This is a genomic window from Mesorhizobium sp. B263B2A (assembly GCF_020165775.1).
Lineage (GTDB): Bacteria > Pseudomonadota > Alphaproteobacteria > Rhizobiales > Rhizobiaceae > Mesorhizobium > Mesorhizobium opportunistum.
Genome location: NZ_JAIUIU010000001.1, coordinates 175,185 through 190,406 on the forward strand (window position 1 = coordinate 175,185; position 15,222 = coordinate 190,406).

Genomic DNA, 15,222 nt, shown 5'->3' on the forward strand with positions numbered 1-15,222 from the left:
TGGGACCGACAGATGACTCAACCGCAGAAGAAGATCGCCGAGGAAACCTTGGTTGGCCGGCGCGGCCGCCTGCTCGGCGCCAAGTCGCAATTGTTCTACGACGAGCCCGTGCATCTCGTGCGCGGCGAAGGCGTCTGGCTCTACGACGCCGACGGCCGCAAATATCTCGACGCCTACAACAATGTCGCCCATGTCGGCCACTGCCACCCGCATGTGGTCGAGGCGCTGTGCCGGCAGGCGAGTCTGCTCAACACCCACACCCGCTATCTGCACACCGCCATCCTCGATTATGTCGAGCGGCTGACCGCGACCTTCGATGCCGGCCTGTCCACCGCCATCCTGACCTGCACCGGCAGCGAGGCCAACGACATCGCGCTGCGCATGGCGCAGGCGGCATCGGGCCAGATGGGCATCATCGCCACCGACGCTACCTATCATGGCAACACCACCGCGGTTTCGCAGCTCTCGACCCGCATGCCGCCGGTCGGCGGCCGCGCCCGTCATGTCAGGCTGGTGCCGGCACCCGACAGCTATCGCCATCCCGATACGATGGCTAACGGCAAGGCCTTTGGCGACGCGGTGCGCGAGGCCATTGCCTCGCTGGCGAAGGACGGCATTGGCCTGTCCGGCATGATCCTGTGTCCGCTGCTCGCCAATGAAGGCTTCCCGACACTGCCCAGCGGCTTTTTCGATGATGCCGTGGCGGCGGTGCGCGACGCCGGCGGCCTGGTCATCGCCGACGAAGTACAGCCCGGCTTCGGCCGCACCGGCAGCCATTTCTGGGGCCATCAGCGCGCCGGCTTCACCCCCGACATCGTCACCATGGGCAAGCCGATGGGCAACGGCCATCCGGTCGCCGCCGTCGTCACCACCAGGGAGATCCTGGCGACCTTCCGCAACGCCTTCCGTTACTTCAACACTTTTGGCGGCAACCCGGTTTCCTGCGCCGTGGCCAGCGCGGTGCTCGATGTCATCGAGCAGGAGAACCTCGTCGGCAATGCGCGCGACGTCGGTGCCCATGCACTCGGGCTGCTGCGCCCGCTGGCGGACCGCCACGAATGCATCGGCGAGGTCAGGGGCGCGGGCTTGTTCTTCGGCGCCGAGCTGGTCCATGACCGTGAGACCCGCGAGCCTGCGCCTGACATCGCCGGGCGTGTCATCAACGCGATGCGCCATCGCGGCGTGCTGATGGGCAAGACCGGCATTCATGGCAATGTGCTGAAGATACGCCCGCCAATGCCGTTTTCGCGCGACAATGCCGATCTCTTGATCGCAACCCTGGACGAAGTGCTTGAAGAAGTCGGCGGGGTTACGGCGTGAGCGCTGTTTTCGCGCAATCGGAGCCCGAGACGGAAGCGGATGTCACCGCGCTTGCCAGGCGTGCGCTCGAACATTGGGGCGTTCGCGACAGTGAACCGGAACTGCTGAAATATCGCGAAAATGCGGTCTTCCGCATTCGCCTGCCCGATGGCCAGCCGGCCGCCATGCGCATCCACAGGCCGGGCTATCACTCGGATGCCGCGCTGTCTTCGGAATTGCAGTGGATGGGCTTCCTGCAATCGGCCGGGGTCGCCACGCCATCCCCGGTGCCGGCGTTGAACGGCGATCTGTTCGTGCCGGTCGGCACCGGCACAGCGGCGCCGCGTCAGGTCGATTGTCTGAGCTGGCTGGAAGGCCGCGCTGTCGGCGCGCGCGGCGTGCCGCTCGGCTATGCGCCCGAACAGGCAAGGCGGGTATTCACGGCCATCGGGCGAACCATCGCCCGCATGCACAATGCCGCCGCCGGCTGGGCGACGCCGCCGGGCTTTGCCCGTCACAGCTGGGATTTCGAAGGCTTTTTCGGTGCGACCCCCATATGGGGCCGTTTCGAAACCTGCCCGTTTCTCGACGATACCAGCCGCGAACTGGTGTTCCGTGCCCACGAGAAGGCGGTCGTTGTGCTGTCGCGGCATGAGCGTAGCGCGCGCAATTTCGGCTTGATCCATGCCGATCTGGTGCGCGAGAACGTTCTGCTCGACGGCGACGCCATCCAGATCATCGACTTCGACGATTGCGGCCATGGCTGGCACGTCTACGATCTTGCCGTGGCACTCTACCAGAACCGCGACGAAGCGATCTATCCGCTGATCGAGGCGTCGCTGCTCGATGGCTACCGCCAGGAGCGAGACCTGACGCCAGAGGACATCGCGTCCTTGCCACTGTTTTCAGCGCTACGCGCCTTTGCTTTCCTCGGCTGGGTGCAGAGCCGCGTCGAGGGTGACGTCAACAGGAATGCCGGCATGCGCATCTCGACCATCGCCGCCGACGTGGTGGCGGCTTACCTGCGTGGCACGTGAGGGCTGCTGGCGACCGCGCCGTCAGCTCTTCGCGAAATGGATGCTGACCGTTCCCGAACTGCCGAAATCGGCAACGATGGTGTCGCCGGGCCGCGCCTCCACCGGGCGCACGAACGAGCCCGACAGCACCACCTCGCCAGCGGCGATCGACATGCCGTAGCGGGCGAGCCGGTCCGCCAGCCAGGCGATGCCCATCGCCGGATGGTTGAGCACGCCGGCGCCAAGCCCGGTCTCCTCGACCACGGCATTGCGCGAGACGATGGCGCCGATCCAGCGCATGTCGGCTTCATCAGGCCGCTGCGGCCGGCCGCCGATGACGATGCCGGCATTGGCGGCATTGTCGGAAATCGTGTCGAAGAAGGTGCGTACCTTCTTGGTCTCGGCATTGACACGCTCGATGCGCGTGTCGAGGATTTCGAGCGCCGGCGTGATGTAGTCGGTGGCGTTGAGTACGTCGAAGAGGGTCACGCCGGGCCCCTTCAGCGGCGCCTTCATGACGAAGGCGATCTCGGCCTCGACGCGCGGCTGGATGAAACGGCCGGCCGGAACCGCAGCGCCGTCGCTGAAGAACATATCGTCGAACAGCACGCCCGAATCCGGCGTGTCGATGGCCAGCGCATATTGCATCGCCTTGGAGGTCAGGCCGATCTTCCAGCCCTTCGGCTTCAGCCCGGCGCCGATCTTGCGCGCCACGAGCGCCGCCTGGACGCGGTAGGCGTCCTCCATCGTTGCCTCGGGAAAATCGAGGCTGAGCAGCCGGATCTGCCGGCGCGACCGCTCGGCCTCGAACAGCCGCGCCGCGGCGTCTTCGACTTGCTCGGGGGTCATACGCTTGCCTCGTCGACGACACCGTTGCGAAGCAGGCCGATACCGTCGGCCTCGACCTCGATCACATCGCCCGGCTTCAGCCAGATCGGCGGATCGAAACGGGCGCCGGCGCCGGTCGGCGTACCGGTGACGATGATATCGCCCGGCACCAGCGCGGTGAAGGTCGAGATGTAGTTGATGATCTTGCGGAAGGGAAAGATCATCCGGCTGGTTCGATCCTGCTGGCGGATCTCGCCATTGACGCGGGTGGAGAGCGCGATATCGGCGATCTGCGCCTCATCCGTGAACGGCACCAGCCATGGGCCGATCGAGCCCGTGCGGTCGAAATTCTTGCCTTGCGTGACGTTGAACTTGGCATGCCGCACCCAGTCGCGGATGGTGCCTTCATTGCACAGCGACAGCGCCGCAATGTGGCCGAGCGCATCGGTCTCGGCGATGCGCCGGCCGCCCTTGCCGATCACGATGACGATCTCGCCCTCATAGTCGAGTTGCGGCGATTCCGGCGGCCGTACCAGTGGCGCGTCATGGCCGACGAAGGAGCGCGGAAAGCGGATGAACAGCGAGGGGTTCGAAGGCGCCGCCTGGCCGTCCTTGTACTCCTCGTTGCGATCCGGATAGTTGACGCCGACGCAGATGATCTTCTCCGGCGAGGGGATAGGAATGTCGTAGGCGACGGCATCGAGCGGGAAATCGGCGGCGAACGCTTCGGCCTCTTCCGCCAGCCGCCGCAAGGCGCCAGCCTCGATCACTTCGCGCAATGTCGGCCACTGGCTGTAGCGAGCCGCCAGGTCGACGACGCCCTGGCCGGTGACCGCGCCATAGCGCGTCTTGCCGCCGGCGGTGAAGGTGGCGAGCCGGGGCGGGGTCATGCTGCGGCTCCGGTGGTGGTGTTGAACATAGGCGAGGCAGGAGCTCTACGGCGCCCCCCTCTGTCCTGCCGGACATCTCCCCCTCTTGGGGGGAGATTGGATTTTGTCTCTGCTTTCGCCAATTTCCAGCGTTGCAAGGAGGGCGTGGGCCGTGAGGCCAGCCAATCTCCCCCCTTGAGGGGGAGATGTCCGGCAGGACAGAGGGGGGCGACAAGGAATGCTGACATCAACTCAAAACCCGCCTACGGCGCGATGATCGGCGACGCCGTCAAATCCGGCTGGCGTGCCGCCGCGCCGGCGAAGGTGCTGCCCTCCTCGAACCAGCTTTTCGGCGCTGGTGCGCCCCACAGCGTCTGGCGCTGCGGGTCCTTGAGGTCCCACTTGATCGGCTCGAGGTCGGGATCGACCGTCTGGTAGTCCGAACAGTAGATCTCGATGCGGTGGTTGTCCGGGTCGCGGACATAGAGGAAGAACGCGTTGGATATGCCGTGGCGGCCGGGGCCGCGCTCGATGTTCGGCAGATAGCCGGTCGTCGCCATGAGGTCGAGCAGGTCGATGATGTTGAGCGGCGTCGGCACCCAGAAGGCGACATGATGCAGGCGCGGGCCGACGCCGTTGGTGAAGGCGATGTCGTGGACGCCGCCCTTGCGGTGCGTCCAGGCCGCCCACAGCTTCCCGGTTGCCGCATCCTCGGTGTATTCGGTGACCCGGAAGCCGAGCTCGTTGTAGAAGGCGACGGACTCGTCGACATTGGGCGAGAAGCAGTTGAAGTGGTCGATGCGCAGCGGCTTGACGCCTTTGTAGAGCGCATATTTCTGGTGGATCGGCGGCAGCCTTTCCATCTGGGCATAGAACTCCAGCGGAATGCCGTGCGGGTCGCGGGTGCGGAAGGTGCGCGACTGATAAGGCCGCTCGACCCATTCCACCGGCAGGCTCTTGCCCTTGAAGAAATGTACGGCCTTGTCGAGGTCCTCGTCCGAAAAAACCTTGAAGCCGAGGTCGCGCGCTTCCGGCGTCGTCGCCTTGCGAAGCACGATGCAATGATGGCCACGTTCCTCCATGGCGCGCAGGTAGATGGCGCCTGACGTCTCGTCGGTGACCTGCAGGCCGAGCGTGTCGACATAGAACGCGCGGGACTTGGCGAGATCGGTGACGGCCAACTCGACATGGCTGAGGCGCACGATGTTGAAGGCGGGATAGAGGTTGGGCTTGGGCAAGGGCATCTGATTTCCTCCGTCAGCCGCCGAGTTTCTGGATCGCGTGCGCTGAAGTGGCGAAGGCGATGTTCTTCGTCTCCATGTAGAAATCGAAGGAATGGTCGCCACCGTCGCGGCCGATGCCGGAGTTCTTGACGCCGCCGAACGGTGTCGGCAGATGCCGCACATTCTCCGAATTGACCCAGATCATGCCCGCGTCCAGCGCATCGGTGAAGCGGAAGGCGCGGGTCACGTCCGAGGTCCAGAGATAGCCGGTCAGGCCGTACTGCGTGTCGTTGGCGAGCGCCAGCGCCTCCGCCTCGTCCTTGAAGGCGATTGCCGTCAGCACCGGCCCGAAAATCTCCTCCTGGGCGATGCGCATTGTGTTGGTGGCGCCGGTAAACAGCGTCGGGCTGACATAGCAGCCGCCACCCGGTCCGGCGAACTTGCCGCCGCCGGCGGCGACCACCGCGCCCTCCGATTTGCCGATCTCGATATAGGACAGCACCTTTTCCTCGTGCACCGGATGGATCAGCGGTCCGACAACGGTCTTGGGGTCGAGCGGATGGCCTATTGTGATGCGCTTTGCCTTTTCCGCCACCAGATTGGTGAACCTGTCGTAGACCGAGGCTTCGACCAGCAGCCGCGACGACGAGGTGCAGCGCTCGCCGTTGAGCGAGTAGATCATGAACACCGCCGCATCCGCCGCACGTTCGAGGTCGGCGTCGGCGAACACGATCACCGGGTTCTTGCCGCCAAGTTCGAAATGCACGCGCTTCAGTGTGTCGGCGCCCTGTTTCATGATCATCGAGCCGGTGCGGCTTTCGCCGACGAAGCCGATCGCCTTGATGTCGGGATGCTCGGTCAGCGCCTTGCCGGCATGCTCGCCGAGGCCGTTGACCAGGTTCCACACGCCCTTCGGCAAGCCCGCCTCCTCGGCGATCTCGACCAGCAGTCGTGCGGTCAGCGGCGAGAACTCAGCCGGCTTATGAACCACGGTGCAGCCGGCGGCCAGCGCCGGCGCGATCTTCCAGGTCGACAGCATGAACGGCGTGTTCCACGGCGTGATGACGCCGACCGGGCCGATCGGCACGCGCGTGGTGATGTTGACCTGGCCTGTCGTCCGCAGCGTCTCGCCGTCACGCGCTTCCGGCGCACGATCGGCGAAGAAGCGGAAGTTCTCCGCACCGCGCAACGCCGCCTTGGCCATGAACTTCAGCGCCTGGCCGGTATCCATGCATTCGATGAAGGCGATCTCCTCGGCCCGTGCCTCGATGGCGTCGGCGATTTTGTGCAGCAGCTTCTTGCGCGCTTCGCCGGGCATGGCAGCCCAGGCCGGGAACGCAGCCTTCGCCGCCTTGGCGGCGCGGTCGATATCGGTGGCGCCCCCGCGCGCGACCTTGGCCAGCGGCTTCAAATCGACCGGCGACATGGTCTCGAAGGTCGAGCCGTCGGCGGCCGGCACCGCCTCGCCGCCGATCTGGTTCAGCACGCCGTCGCGCTTGAAGCGGGCCAGATAGGCCTCGGCTTTTTTCAGATTGCCTTCGAGATCGGACATATCAGCTTCCGTCACTTGCCGCGCAGCCGCGGGTGGATTGCGTTTTTCTTCCAGCTCAGCACTGGGTCGATTTCCCTGATCTCCAGCGACAAGGCGAAATGCGGCGTCTCGAACAGCGCTGCCAGATATTCGCTTACGGCCGCGAAGATAGCTTCTCCTGTCCGTTTCTTGTCCTCGGCGCTCCGGCCGGTGCCGATGCGAAACGACATGTCGAGGAAGGCGTTTTCCGGCAGCCTGTCGGCAATGGCATACGCGTCGGCGCGAAAGGCCCGCACCCTCACGGCGCCGGTCTCGAACAGCCCGGTGTCCAGCACCGTGCGCAACACCAGGGCGCATAATTCGCCCATATCGACCTTGGCATCGAGATTGGCCGAATACTCGATGGAGAAGTGAGGCACCGCGTCTCGTTCCCTGGCACATTGCTTTGTTATAATTAACGCGTTAATTACATGCGATCCCGCCGAAGTCAAGTCTTGCATCGGGCTTGGCACGACGATACGGGATGACGGTGACGGCACTGAGGGCCAGCGCTGCTGGGCAAAGCCCGCCACCGCAATCGCAAGCCAGCGTTGGAGAGAATTTCACTTGCTGCCGGAAAATACTCGTCGCTCCCTGCCGATGGCATTGCTTCACGCCCGTGAAGTGGTGATGGCGCGGTTTCGTCCCATGCTTGCCGCCCATGACGTAACCGAACAGCAATGGCGCGTGCTGCGCGTGCTGAGCGAAGCCGGCCCGGTCGAGGCGACGGAGCTTGCCGACCGCGCCTCGGTGCTGCCGCCCAGCCTGACACGCATCATCAAGGCGCTCGAGGGACGCAAATTCATCACCCGCAACAAGGCCGAAGGCGACGGCCGCCGCGTCGTCCTGACCATCGCCCCGGCGGGTTCCGCCCTGATCGATGCCCTCTCGCCCGAACGCCGCGTCATTTACGACGACATCGAACGCCGCTTTGGCCATGAACGGCTGGAGCAACTGCTCGATCTCCTGGAAACCCTGATCGACGGCGAGAGCTGAGGCTCACCCGCCAAAACTGCCCAACCGCGTCGGCTGCGTGTAATTCCGGTCGACATAGAGCAGCGCCGAGCCGCCGCTGCCGTGCCTGACGTCGATGACGCGGCCGATCATGACATTGTGCGTGCCGACGATATGCACGTCCTCGATCTCGCAGTCGAAATTGACGATCGCGTCCGACAGCGCCGGCGTGCCCGACGTCAGCGTCTGCCAGCGCGCCGCCGAATAGCGCGCTTCCATGTCCCGGGTCGCGCCGGCGAACTTTCCCGCCAGATGCATATGGTCATGCGTCAGCACGTTGACGCAGAAGCGCCGGTTGGCGAGGAACATGGCGGCCTGCGCCGAACGTCCGTTCATACACACCAGCAGCGTCGGCGGCTCGTCTGAGACGCTGCACATGGCGGTGGCGGTGAAGCCGCCGCGCCCCGCCGGGCCATCGGTGGTGACGATGTTGACCGGAGCGCAGACCCTTGCCATGGCGTCGCGGAAATCGGCCTTCGAAATCTGCGTGGCCATCGGCGTTCACCCGGCCGAGGCGGGAAGCGGATTGAGCCAGGTATCGCCCGTCCAGCCATTCTCGTCATAGTCGGCCATGCAGGTGTCGACCAGTTCCTCCATCGCCTTCAGCCGGCCTCCGCGTTCGGCGCCCTTCAGAACCTGCAGCCGCACCTCTTCCGGCGCGCCGGCATAGTTCAGCTCATAGAGCGCGTGGCGGCCGCCGAATTCGGTGCCGGTCGCGTCCCACAGCAGCTTCATGATCTTGATGCGCTCGACATGGCCCATGTCGTTGGAGCCACGCACATATTGCGCCAGATATTTGTCGATCTCGGGATTGTTGAAGTCGCGCACCGACGACGGCAGGTAGATCAGCCCGGACGCGATCACCCGGCGCACGGTGTCGATGACGCGCGGATAGGCTTCCGACATGAAGGTGCGGTAGGCCAATGCGGCTTCCAGATTGGGCAGCACCGCGCCATCCGCCCACGGGATGGGGTTGTAAGCCATCGCGTTGGAAAAGCTCCAGAACATGTGCCGGAGCGCGATCACCTCGCCCAGTGCCGCCTGGTTGCCGCGGAAGGCATCGCCGCCGGTGGCGCGCAGCGCCTTGGCCAGCAGGCCGGCGAGGAAGTCGAGCTTGACGGCAAAGCGCGTGCAGCCCTGAAAGCAGTAGCCATGCATGAAGCCCGACGCCGGATGGAACGACAGGATCTTCTGCGCGTCACGCAGCACCAGAACGTCCTCCCAGGGGATGAAGACATTGTCGAGCACCAGGATCGCGTCGTTCTCGTCGAAGCGCGACGACAGCGGATAGTCGAACGGTGCCGCCACCGTGTTGGCCGTCTGTTCATAGGAGACGCGGCAGAACATCTTTATGCCCGGCGCGTTCATCGGCACGATGAACATCACCGACAGCGATGGATCCTCGGTGACGGTCGCCGAGCTCTGCGCCAGGAAATTGTAGTGCGTCAGTGCCGAGGACGTCGCCACCACCTTGGCGCCGGAGACGTAGATGCCGGCATCGGTCTCCTTGGTGATGTGGACGAAAACGTCCTTCACCTGCTCTGCCGGCTTGTGGCGGTCGATCGGCGGGTTGACGATGGCGTGGTTCATGAACAGCACGGCTTCCTGGGCTCTGCTGTGCCAGGCGAGCGCATTGTTCTTGAACGGTCCGTACCAGTCGGCATTGGCGCCGAGCGTGTTCATCAGCGCCGCCTTGTAGTCGGGTGTGCGGCCCATCCAGCCATAGGACATGCGCGACCACTCGGCGATCGCCGTCTGTTGGGCGACGAGTTCGCCGGAGGATTTGGCGACACGGAAATATTTGTGGGTGTAGCCGCCCGATCCGGTGTCGGTGGCCGAGGTCAGCGTCTCGCGCCGCCTGGGGTCATGCAACGCGTCGTAGAGGCGTGCCAGCGACCGCGCCGAGTTGCGCATCGCCGGATGCGTGGTGACGTCGGCGATGCGTTCGCCGTTGATAAAGACCTCACGGCCGTCGCGCAGGCTCTCCAGATATTCGGCGCCCGTGAACGGGCGCGCTCTGTCGGCACGGAAATCTTCTGACCGCATGATGTTCCTCCACTTGGTATGCGATCCTAGCGTCGGGGCCGAGGATCAGCTATGGACGGAACCGCAAAACCGATTGGACTTTTTCCGGCGCCATGAGCCAGAACTCCATCCCCGATTTCTTCGTCTATGGCGAGCCCGTGCGGCCGCTCGATGTCGGTTTCCTGCATGTCGAGACAGTGCTTGCGCGCAGCAATATCCATCTCGGCCAGGTCGCCGCGCACAAGCATCCGCAGATGGGTCAGATCACCTACTGGACCAGCGGCTCCGGCACCTATCGCATGGAGGACCAGTCCTGGGACTTTTCGGCGCCAGCCGTCAGCTTCGTACCGAGCAATGTCGTGCATGGCTTCTCGATCGGCCCCGGCACCGACGCGATCGTCGTTTCAGTCGCCGACGATGCGCTCGCGGCAATAGAAGCGCACAGCCTGCTGCCGCTGGACAGGCCGGTCTTCGCCGACGGCCTGCCGCATCACGCCGCCTGGAAACGGTTGGCGGCGGTGCTGGACATGATCGCCGCCGAATACACCGAAGCGCAGGCCGGCAACGACAAGACCCTGCCGTCGCTGATCGCCGTCGCGCTCTCCCAAATCGCGCGTCTCGGCCCCGAGGTGAAGGACGCCGCAGGCTCATCCGAAGCCTCGCTGGCGCAGGGCCTGCGCCGTCTCGTCGATGCCCATTTCCGCGACAACTGGCCGGTTGACCGCTACGTCGAAGCGCTGGCCACGACGCCGCATCTTCTCGACAAGGCCAGCCGCGTGCTGCTGGGCAGCGGCGTCAAGCGCGTCGTCGGCGAGCGGCGGCTGCTGGAGGCCAAGCGGCTGCTTCTGTTCACCGTCCGCACCGTCGAGGACATCGCCTACGAGATCGGCTTCGACGATCCGGCCTACTTCTCACGCTTCTTCCGCGAACGGGTCGGCGAAGCGCCTGCCGCCTGGCGGCGGCGGCAGTTGCAGGGGCATTGATTTGGTGCGGCGCCACGTCTCGTGACGCGCAGACCTTTATGTTGTCGGCCACTTTTTCGTGAAGCTGCACGGGTTGATCCGCTCGCCTGCTTGCCTAGGTAGAGGGAGCGGCCGGGCGCCACGCAAAATCCCACAACAGGGCAAATCCGAAAATCGGTATGACATTTTCCTGTATTAGAAAGCTTGCCCTTCCTATTCTTGTCGTCGGCGTCCAGTCATCCTGCGTCATTCCCGACGATACATCGCGCATCGCCAAGGTTGATCCCACGACGGCGGCGGCTCGCAAGGAGATGGTCGGCCTCAGCGAAGCCGATGTTCGAATGTGCGCGGGCTTTCCGACCGCCACCGCCGACGCTGGCGGGTCTGGCCAGATCTGGACCTACAAGCGCGTCGTTCAGCGCGGCAATCTCAACATTGTCGTCCCAACACTGGCGCTGGGTGCGATCCCGACGGTCGGCGGCTCCGTCAATGTCGCTCCCGGCGGCTATTGCGACACGCAAATACGCATGGTCGACGGCCGCGTCGCCGAAGTCGCCTATGCCGGCGACAACAATTTGCCGAACAGTCGCGACGCGCTCTGTGTCAGCACGGTGGACGCCTGTGTGTCCTATGCCCGCCAACACAGCCAAAGAGCGACAGCCAGATAGCCGTCACGGCCGATTGGCGAGCCGTGGCGTTGCGTGTCGACGCCGGTAAGGGCTTGACTGACCCGCCGGACGGAATACGCTAAGGCGAAATACCGGCCCTGATCGCCGGGCGGCAAACATGCCTCGTATGCCTCGCCCTTCCGGGCGCAGGCTGCGGGGCATTGTCATTTCTGGGGTCCTGTTTGAAACGGCGCATCGAGATCGGCATTCTCTATTCCCGTTCGGGGAGCTACCAGCTCGTCTCCGATGCGTGCCGCTTGGGCGCCATGCGCGCCATAGCCGACATCAATGCGGATCGCGGCCATGGTATCGAGCTGGTGCCGGTCGAGCGCGATCCGCAAAGCAATGCGGATCGCTACGCGACCCTGTGCGAGGACATCTTCAAGACCAGCAGCGCCCGCCATGTCGTCGGCTGCGTCACCTCCTGGAGCCGCAAGGAGACGATCCCGGTGCTCGAGAAGGCCGGCGGCATGCTCTGGTACGCCTGCCCCTATGAAGGGTTCGAGGCCAGCGAGCATGTCGTCTACATGCACGCTTGCCCCAACCAGCATTTGGTGCCGCTGATGGCCCATGTCGCGCCGCGCTTCGGCGCCAACGGCTTCCTGCTCGGCTCGAACTACATCTGGGGCTGGGAGATGAACCGCGTCGCTCGCGACCTGATCGCGGATGCCGGCGGCAAGGTGCTGGGCGAGCGCTATCTGCGCATCGGCGAGACCGACGTGTCGCGCCTGATCGCGGAAATCCGGGCGACGCGGCCGAGCTTCATCCTCAACAACCTGATCGGCACCTCATCCTACGCCTTCCTGGCCGCCTATCGCGACTTGGGCAGGGACGATTCCGCCTTCAGTCCGGAAACCTGCCCCGTCATCTCCTGCAACCTCACCGAGGGCGAGCTGCCGGCGATCGGCGAATCCGGTAAGGGGCATCTGTCGGTCGGGCCCTATTTCGCGCCACGGCCGGCCGCCTTCGCCTCGTCCTTCGAGGCCTCCGCCTATGCCTCCGTGCAGGTGATGGCCGACGTGCTCTCGCGCGATCCCGACGCCGGTCCGGCGGAATTTTCCAAGGCCTTCGCCGAACGCCGCTTCTCCACCCGGCTCGGGCCGATTGCCATCGACGCCCATTCCCAGCACGCGACACTGCCGGTGATCATCGGGCGGATCGCGGACGGCTTCTTCGAGGTCGTCAGCCGCGAGGACGAGGTCGCGCCGGACCCCTATCTGTCGCGCTACGACCCGGCAAAAACGTTCGGCCGCCCGCGCCTGAGGGTGGTGTCGTGACGAGAATCTCCCGCATCCCCAATCTCGGCGGCGCCAGCGCTTTCATCCTGCATCGCCCGCATCCGACGGTGCAGGCGATCACCAGGCAGTTGTCGGCAATCGGCCTGGTCACGCTGGACTGCTGGCCCGAACCGCCGCCCGAGGTGCTGGCCGCCGATTTTGTCTTCTTCGACGCCGATCTCGGCTTCGACGAGCAATTCCCGTGGAAGCCGGGCGAAGCGCCGATGCCGCTGGTGGCGCTGATCGGCTCGGAGGCGCCGGGCCGCATCGAATGGGCTTTGTCGCACAAGGCCGACGCGCAGCTCTTGAAGCCGGTCGGCAATGCCGGCGTCTACAGCGCGCTGCTGATCGCCCGCCAGAGTTTCGAGGCGCGCAAACACCTGGCCAGCGAGATTGCCTCGCTCCGCCAGCGTGTCGCCGAGCGCCAGACCATCGTGCGCGCGGTGGCGGCGCTGTCGAAAGGCAGCGACGACGAGCGCGCCTATGCGCAGCTGCGGTCGCTGGCGATGAGCTGGCAGATCAGCGTCGAGGATGCCGCGCGCCGGATCGTGGCGATGACAAGTGCCGAAGTAACGGGTGAGGACGTAACGGGCGAGGAAGGCGGCGATGACCAGTCCCATCGCGCCTGATCTTGCGGCCCCGTCGCGCATGCCGGCCAAGCCGCGTCCCGGCGTCTGGCGCCGGCTGGTCAAACGCCGCCTGGCGCTGCTCGGCCTGGTCATCGTTGCCGTCGTTGTTGCCGGCGCCGTGCTGGCGCCCTGGTTGACCGGCTACGATCCCAACGAACAGATGTTCGACGGCCTGACCATCGAAGGCTCGCCCTTGCCGCCGGATGCCAAATTCTGGCTGGGAACCGACCTGCTCGGCCGCGATCTGTTGACCCGCATCCTCTATGGCGCCCGCACCTCGCTGATCATCGGCATCGTCGCCAATGGCGTGGCGCTTTTCATCGGCACGCTGGTTGGCGTCACCGCGGGCTATTTCCGCGGCTGGATCGGCGGCGCGCTGATGCGCTTCACCGACCTGATGATGGCCTTTCCGGCACTGCTGCTCGCCATTTGCCTGGCGGCGGTGTTCCAGCCCAGCCTGTGGATCGTCGCCATGGTCATCGCCCTGGTCAACTGGGTGCAGACCGCGCGCGTCATCTACACCGAAACCTCCTCGCTCGCCGAGCGCGAGTTCATCGATGCCGAACGCACCATCGGCGCCGGCGCGCCGCGCATCCTGTTCCGCCACATCCTGCCGCATCTGCTGCCGACCATTATCGTCTGGGGCACGCTCGGCATCTCCACCACGGTGCTGCTCGAGGCGACGCTCTCCTTCCTCGGCATCGGTGTGCAGCCGCCGACCGCGTCCTGGGGCAACATCATTTTCGAGAACCAGACCTACTTCCAGGCGGCGCCCTGGCTGGTGTTCTTCCCCGGTGCGGCGATTCTGGCGCTGGCGCTCGCCTTCAACCTGATCGGTGACGCGCTGCGCGACATCCTCGATCCGACGCAAAGAGGCCGGGCATGATCGCCTATCTCGGCCGCCGCCTGATCCAGTCGCTACTCATCCTGCTCGGCGTCTCGCTGATCACCTTCGCATTGCTCTATCTCCTGCCGGCCGATCCGGTGCGCCAGATCGCCGGCCGCAGCGCCACGCCGCAGACGGTCGAGAACATCCGCCAGCAGCTCGGCCTCGACCAGCCCTTCGTCGTCCAGTACTGGCGCTATCTCACGAAGCTCGCCAGCGGCGATCTCGGCCGTTCCTACATCCAGCGCTCCGAGGTCACCGAGCTGATCGTCTCGCGGCTGCCGGCGAGCCTGCTTTTGATGGTCGGCGCCATCCTGTGCGAGCTGCTGATCGGGCTCTCCATGGGCCTGATCGCCGCCGTCAAGCGCGGCACCGCCGCCGACCAGACCTTGATGGTCGCTTCCTTCGTCGGCGTCTCGGCGCCGCAATTCGTCGTCGGGCTTTTGCTGCTCTACGTCTTTGCCGTGCGGCTAAGCTGGTTTCCGATCGGCGGCTACGGCACCTGGCGCCATCTCGTGCTGCCGTCGCTGACCATGGGCATCCTCGGCGCCGGCTGGTACGCCCGCATGATGCGCTCGTCGATGATCGACGTGCTGCGCCAGGATTATGTGCGCACCGCGCGTGCCAAGGGCCTGGCCCGCAGCGCCATCATCTTCCGCCATGCACTGCCCAACGCCATTCTGCCGGTCATCGCCATGATCGGCATCGACATCGGCATCTTCATGGGCGGCATCGTCGTCGTCGAAAGCGTGTTCGGCTGGCCCGGCATCGGCCAATTGGCATGGCAGGCCATCCAGCGCGTCGACATTCCGATCATCATGGGCGTCACGCTGGTGTCGGCCTTCGCCATCGTGCTCGGCAATCTCCTGGCCGACATCATCGCGCCCTTCATCGACCCCCGCATCAAGCTCAGATGACAATCAGGATATGACCGAAAACAAACAGAGAAAGGGAAC

The 15,222-nt window shown here is 65.1% G+C and carries 16 protein-coding genes; 9 read left to right on the forward strand and 7 right to left on the reverse strand.

Annotated elements, in window-relative coordinates; genetic code table 11:
• The first annotated feature begins 12 nt into the window (after nt 1-12).
• Together LB568_RS00825 and LB568_RS00830 are read left to right on the forward strand one after the other, a co-directional pair.
• The gene (locus LB568_RS00825) at nt 13-1,320 is read left to right on the forward strand and encodes an aminotransferase class III-fold pyridoxal phosphate-dependent enzyme (protein ID WP_224728760.1); all 1,308 of its coding nucleotides are present in this window, start codon (nt 13-15) and stop codon (nt 1,318-1,320) included.
• Nucleotides 1,317-2,336, forward strand: coding sequence for a phosphotransferase enzyme family protein (locus tag LB568_RS00830; protein ID WP_224728761.1), 1,020 nt, complete (start codon nt 1,317-1,319; stop codon nt 2,334-2,336). Before LB568_RS00825 ends, LB568_RS00830 begins: the two co-directional genes overlap by 4 nt.
• A 21-nt stretch (nt 2,337-2,357) precedes the next feature.
• Here LB568_RS00830 and hpaH read toward each other — a convergent pair whose 3' ends face one another.
• The 5 genes from hpaH to LB568_RS00855 form a co-directional block, all read right to left on the reverse strand.
• The gene (hpaH, locus tag LB568_RS00835) at nt 2,358-3,164 is read right to left on the reverse strand and encodes a 2-oxo-hept-4-ene-1,7-dioate hydratase (protein ID WP_224728762.1); all 807 of its coding nucleotides are present in this window, start codon (nt 3,162-3,164) and stop codon (nt 2,358-2,360) included.
• On the reverse strand, nt 3,161-4,033 hold the full coding sequence (locus tag LB568_RS00840) for a fumarylacetoacetate hydrolase family protein (protein WP_224728763.1): 873 nt from the start codon (nt 4,031-4,033) through the stop codon (nt 3,161-3,163). The genes hpaH and LB568_RS00840 overlap by 4 nt, the downstream gene beginning before the upstream one ends.
• Before the next feature lie 242 nt (nt 4,034-4,275).
• Nucleotides 4,276-5,256 (reverse strand): 3,4-dihydroxyphenylacetate 2,3-dioxygenase, encoded by a 981-nt coding sequence (gene hpaD, locus LB568_RS00845; protein WP_224728764.1) that lies wholly within the window; start codon nt 5,254-5,256, stop codon nt 4,276-4,278.
• A gap of 13 nt (nt 5,257-5,269) precedes the next feature.
• Nucleotides 5,270-6,787 (reverse strand): 5-carboxymethyl-2-hydroxymuconate semialdehyde dehydrogenase, encoded by a 1,518-nt coding sequence (gene hpaE, locus LB568_RS00850; protein ID WP_224728765.1) that lies wholly within the window; start codon nt 6,785-6,787, stop codon nt 5,270-5,272.
• A gap of 11 nt (nt 6,788-6,798) precedes the next feature.
• Complete coding sequence (locus LB568_RS00855) at nt 6,799-7,185, reverse strand: 5-carboxymethyl-2-hydroxymuconate Delta-isomerase (RefSeq protein WP_140780657.1); 387 nt, start codon at nt 7,183-7,185, stop codon at nt 6,799-6,801.
• Between the two features lie 220 nt (nt 7,186-7,405).
• Here LB568_RS00855 and hpaR point away from each other — a divergent pair, with 220 nt between their 5' ends.
• Nucleotides 7,406-7,801 (forward strand): homoprotocatechuate degradation operon regulator HpaR, encoded by a 396-nt coding sequence (gene hpaR, locus LB568_RS00860; RefSeq protein ID WP_224728766.1) that lies wholly within the window; start codon nt 7,406-7,408, stop codon nt 7,799-7,801.
• A gap of 3 nt (nt 7,802-7,804) precedes the next feature.
• On the opposite strand, the gene LB568_RS00865 is transcribed toward hpaR, so the two are convergent.
• Both LB568_RS00865 and LB568_RS00870 read right to left on the reverse strand, forming a co-directional pair.
• Complete coding sequence (locus LB568_RS00865) at nt 7,805-8,314, reverse strand: flavin reductase (protein WP_023682716.1); 510 nt, start codon at nt 8,312-8,314, stop codon at nt 7,805-7,807.
• Nucleotides 8,315-8,320: 6 nt separating this feature from the next.
• A complete protein-coding gene (locus LB568_RS00870) occupies nt 8,321-9,865 on the reverse strand; it encodes a 4-hydroxyphenylacetate 3-hydroxylase N-terminal domain-containing protein (protein WP_224728767.1) in 1,545 nt (514 codons plus the stop codon).
• A gap of 92 nt (nt 9,866-9,957) precedes the next feature.
• Here LB568_RS00870 and LB568_RS00875 point away from each other — a divergent pair, with 92 nt between their 5' ends.
• From LB568_RS00875 to LB568_RS00900, 6 genes are all read left to right on the forward strand, one after another.
• The gene (locus LB568_RS00875; RefSeq protein ID WP_224728768.1) at nt 9,958-10,827 is read left to right on the forward strand and encodes a helix-turn-helix domain-containing protein; all 870 of its coding nucleotides are present in this window, start codon (nt 9,958-9,960) and stop codon (nt 10,825-10,827) included.
• Nucleotides 10,828-10,985: 158 nt separating this feature from the next.
• The gene (locus LB568_RS00880; RefSeq protein WP_224728769.1) at nt 10,986-11,474 is read left to right on the forward strand and encodes a hypothetical protein; all 489 of its coding nucleotides are present in this window, start codon (nt 10,986-10,988) and stop codon (nt 11,472-11,474) included.
• A gap of 182 nt (nt 11,475-11,656) precedes the next feature.
• Nucleotides 11,657-12,751, forward strand: coding sequence for a transporter substrate-binding protein (locus LB568_RS00885; RefSeq protein ID WP_224728770.1), 1,095 nt, complete (start codon nt 11,657-11,659; stop codon nt 12,749-12,751).
• Nucleotides 12,748-13,380, forward strand: coding sequence for an ANTAR domain-containing response regulator (locus tag LB568_RS00890; RefSeq protein ID WP_224728771.1), 633 nt, complete (start codon nt 12,748-12,750; stop codon nt 13,378-13,380). The genes LB568_RS00885 and LB568_RS00890 overlap by 4 nt, the downstream gene beginning before the upstream one ends.
• Complete coding sequence (locus LB568_RS00895) at nt 13,358-14,266, forward strand: ABC transporter permease (RefSeq protein ID WP_224728772.1); 909 nt, start codon at nt 13,358-13,360, stop codon at nt 14,264-14,266. Before LB568_RS00890 ends, LB568_RS00895 begins: the two co-directional genes overlap by 23 nt.
• The gene (locus LB568_RS00900) at nt 14,263-15,183 is read left to right on the forward strand and encodes an ABC transporter permease (protein ID WP_140575415.1); all 921 of its coding nucleotides are present in this window, start codon (nt 14,263-14,265) and stop codon (nt 15,181-15,183) included. The genes LB568_RS00895 and LB568_RS00900 overlap by 4 nt, the downstream gene beginning before the upstream one ends.
• Nucleotides 15,184-15,222: the final 39 nt, after the last annotated feature.

What these genes read in the sequence shown, in the direction of transcription:
- LB568_RS00825 (WP_224728760.1), top strand. Translation starts at nt 13, where the DNA reads ATGACTCAACCGCAGAAGAAGATCGCCGAGGAAACCTTGGTTGGCCGG.
- hpaH (WP_224728762.1), bottom strand. Translation starts at nt 3,164, where the DNA reads ATGACCCCCGAGCAAGTCGAAGACGCCGCGGCGCGGCTGTTCGAGGCC.
- LB568_RS00840 (WP_224728763.1), bottom strand. Translation starts at nt 4,033, where the DNA reads ATGACCCCGCCCCGGCTCGCCACCTTCACCGCCGGCGGCAAGACGCGC.
- hpaD (WP_224728764.1), bottom strand. Translation starts at nt 5,256, where the DNA reads ATGCCCTTGCCCAAGCCCAACCTCTATCCCGCCTTCAACATCGTGCGC.
- hpaE (WP_224728765.1), bottom strand. Translation starts at nt 6,787, where the DNA reads ATGTCCGATCTCGAAGGCAATCTGAAAAAAGCCGAGGCCTATCTGGCC.
- hpaR (WP_224728766.1), top strand. Translation starts at nt 7,406, where the DNA reads ATGGCATTGCTTCACGCCCGTGAAGTGGTGATGGCGCGGTTTCGTCCC.
- LB568_RS00865 (WP_023682716.1), bottom strand. Translation starts at nt 8,314, where the DNA reads ATGGCCACGCAGATTTCGAAGGCCGATTTCCGCGACGCCATGGCAAGG.
- LB568_RS00870 (WP_224728767.1), bottom strand. Translation starts at nt 9,865, where the DNA reads ATGCGGTCAGAAGATTTCCGTGCCGACAGAGCGCGCCCGTTCACGGGC.
- LB568_RS00875 (WP_224728768.1), top strand. Translation starts at nt 9,958, where the DNA reads ATGAGCCAGAACTCCATCCCCGATTTCTTCGTCTATGGCGAGCCCGTG.
- LB568_RS00880 (WP_224728769.1), top strand. Translation starts at nt 10,986, where the DNA reads ATGACATTTTCCTGTATTAGAAAGCTTGCCCTTCCTATTCTTGTCGTC.
- LB568_RS00895 (WP_224728772.1), top strand. Translation starts at nt 13,358, where the DNA reads ATGACCAGTCCCATCGCGCCTGATCTTGCGGCCCCGTCGCGCATGCCG.
- LB568_RS00900 (WP_140575415.1), top strand. Translation starts at nt 14,263, where the DNA reads ATGATCGCCTATCTCGGCCGCCGCCTGATCCAGTCGCTACTCATCCTG.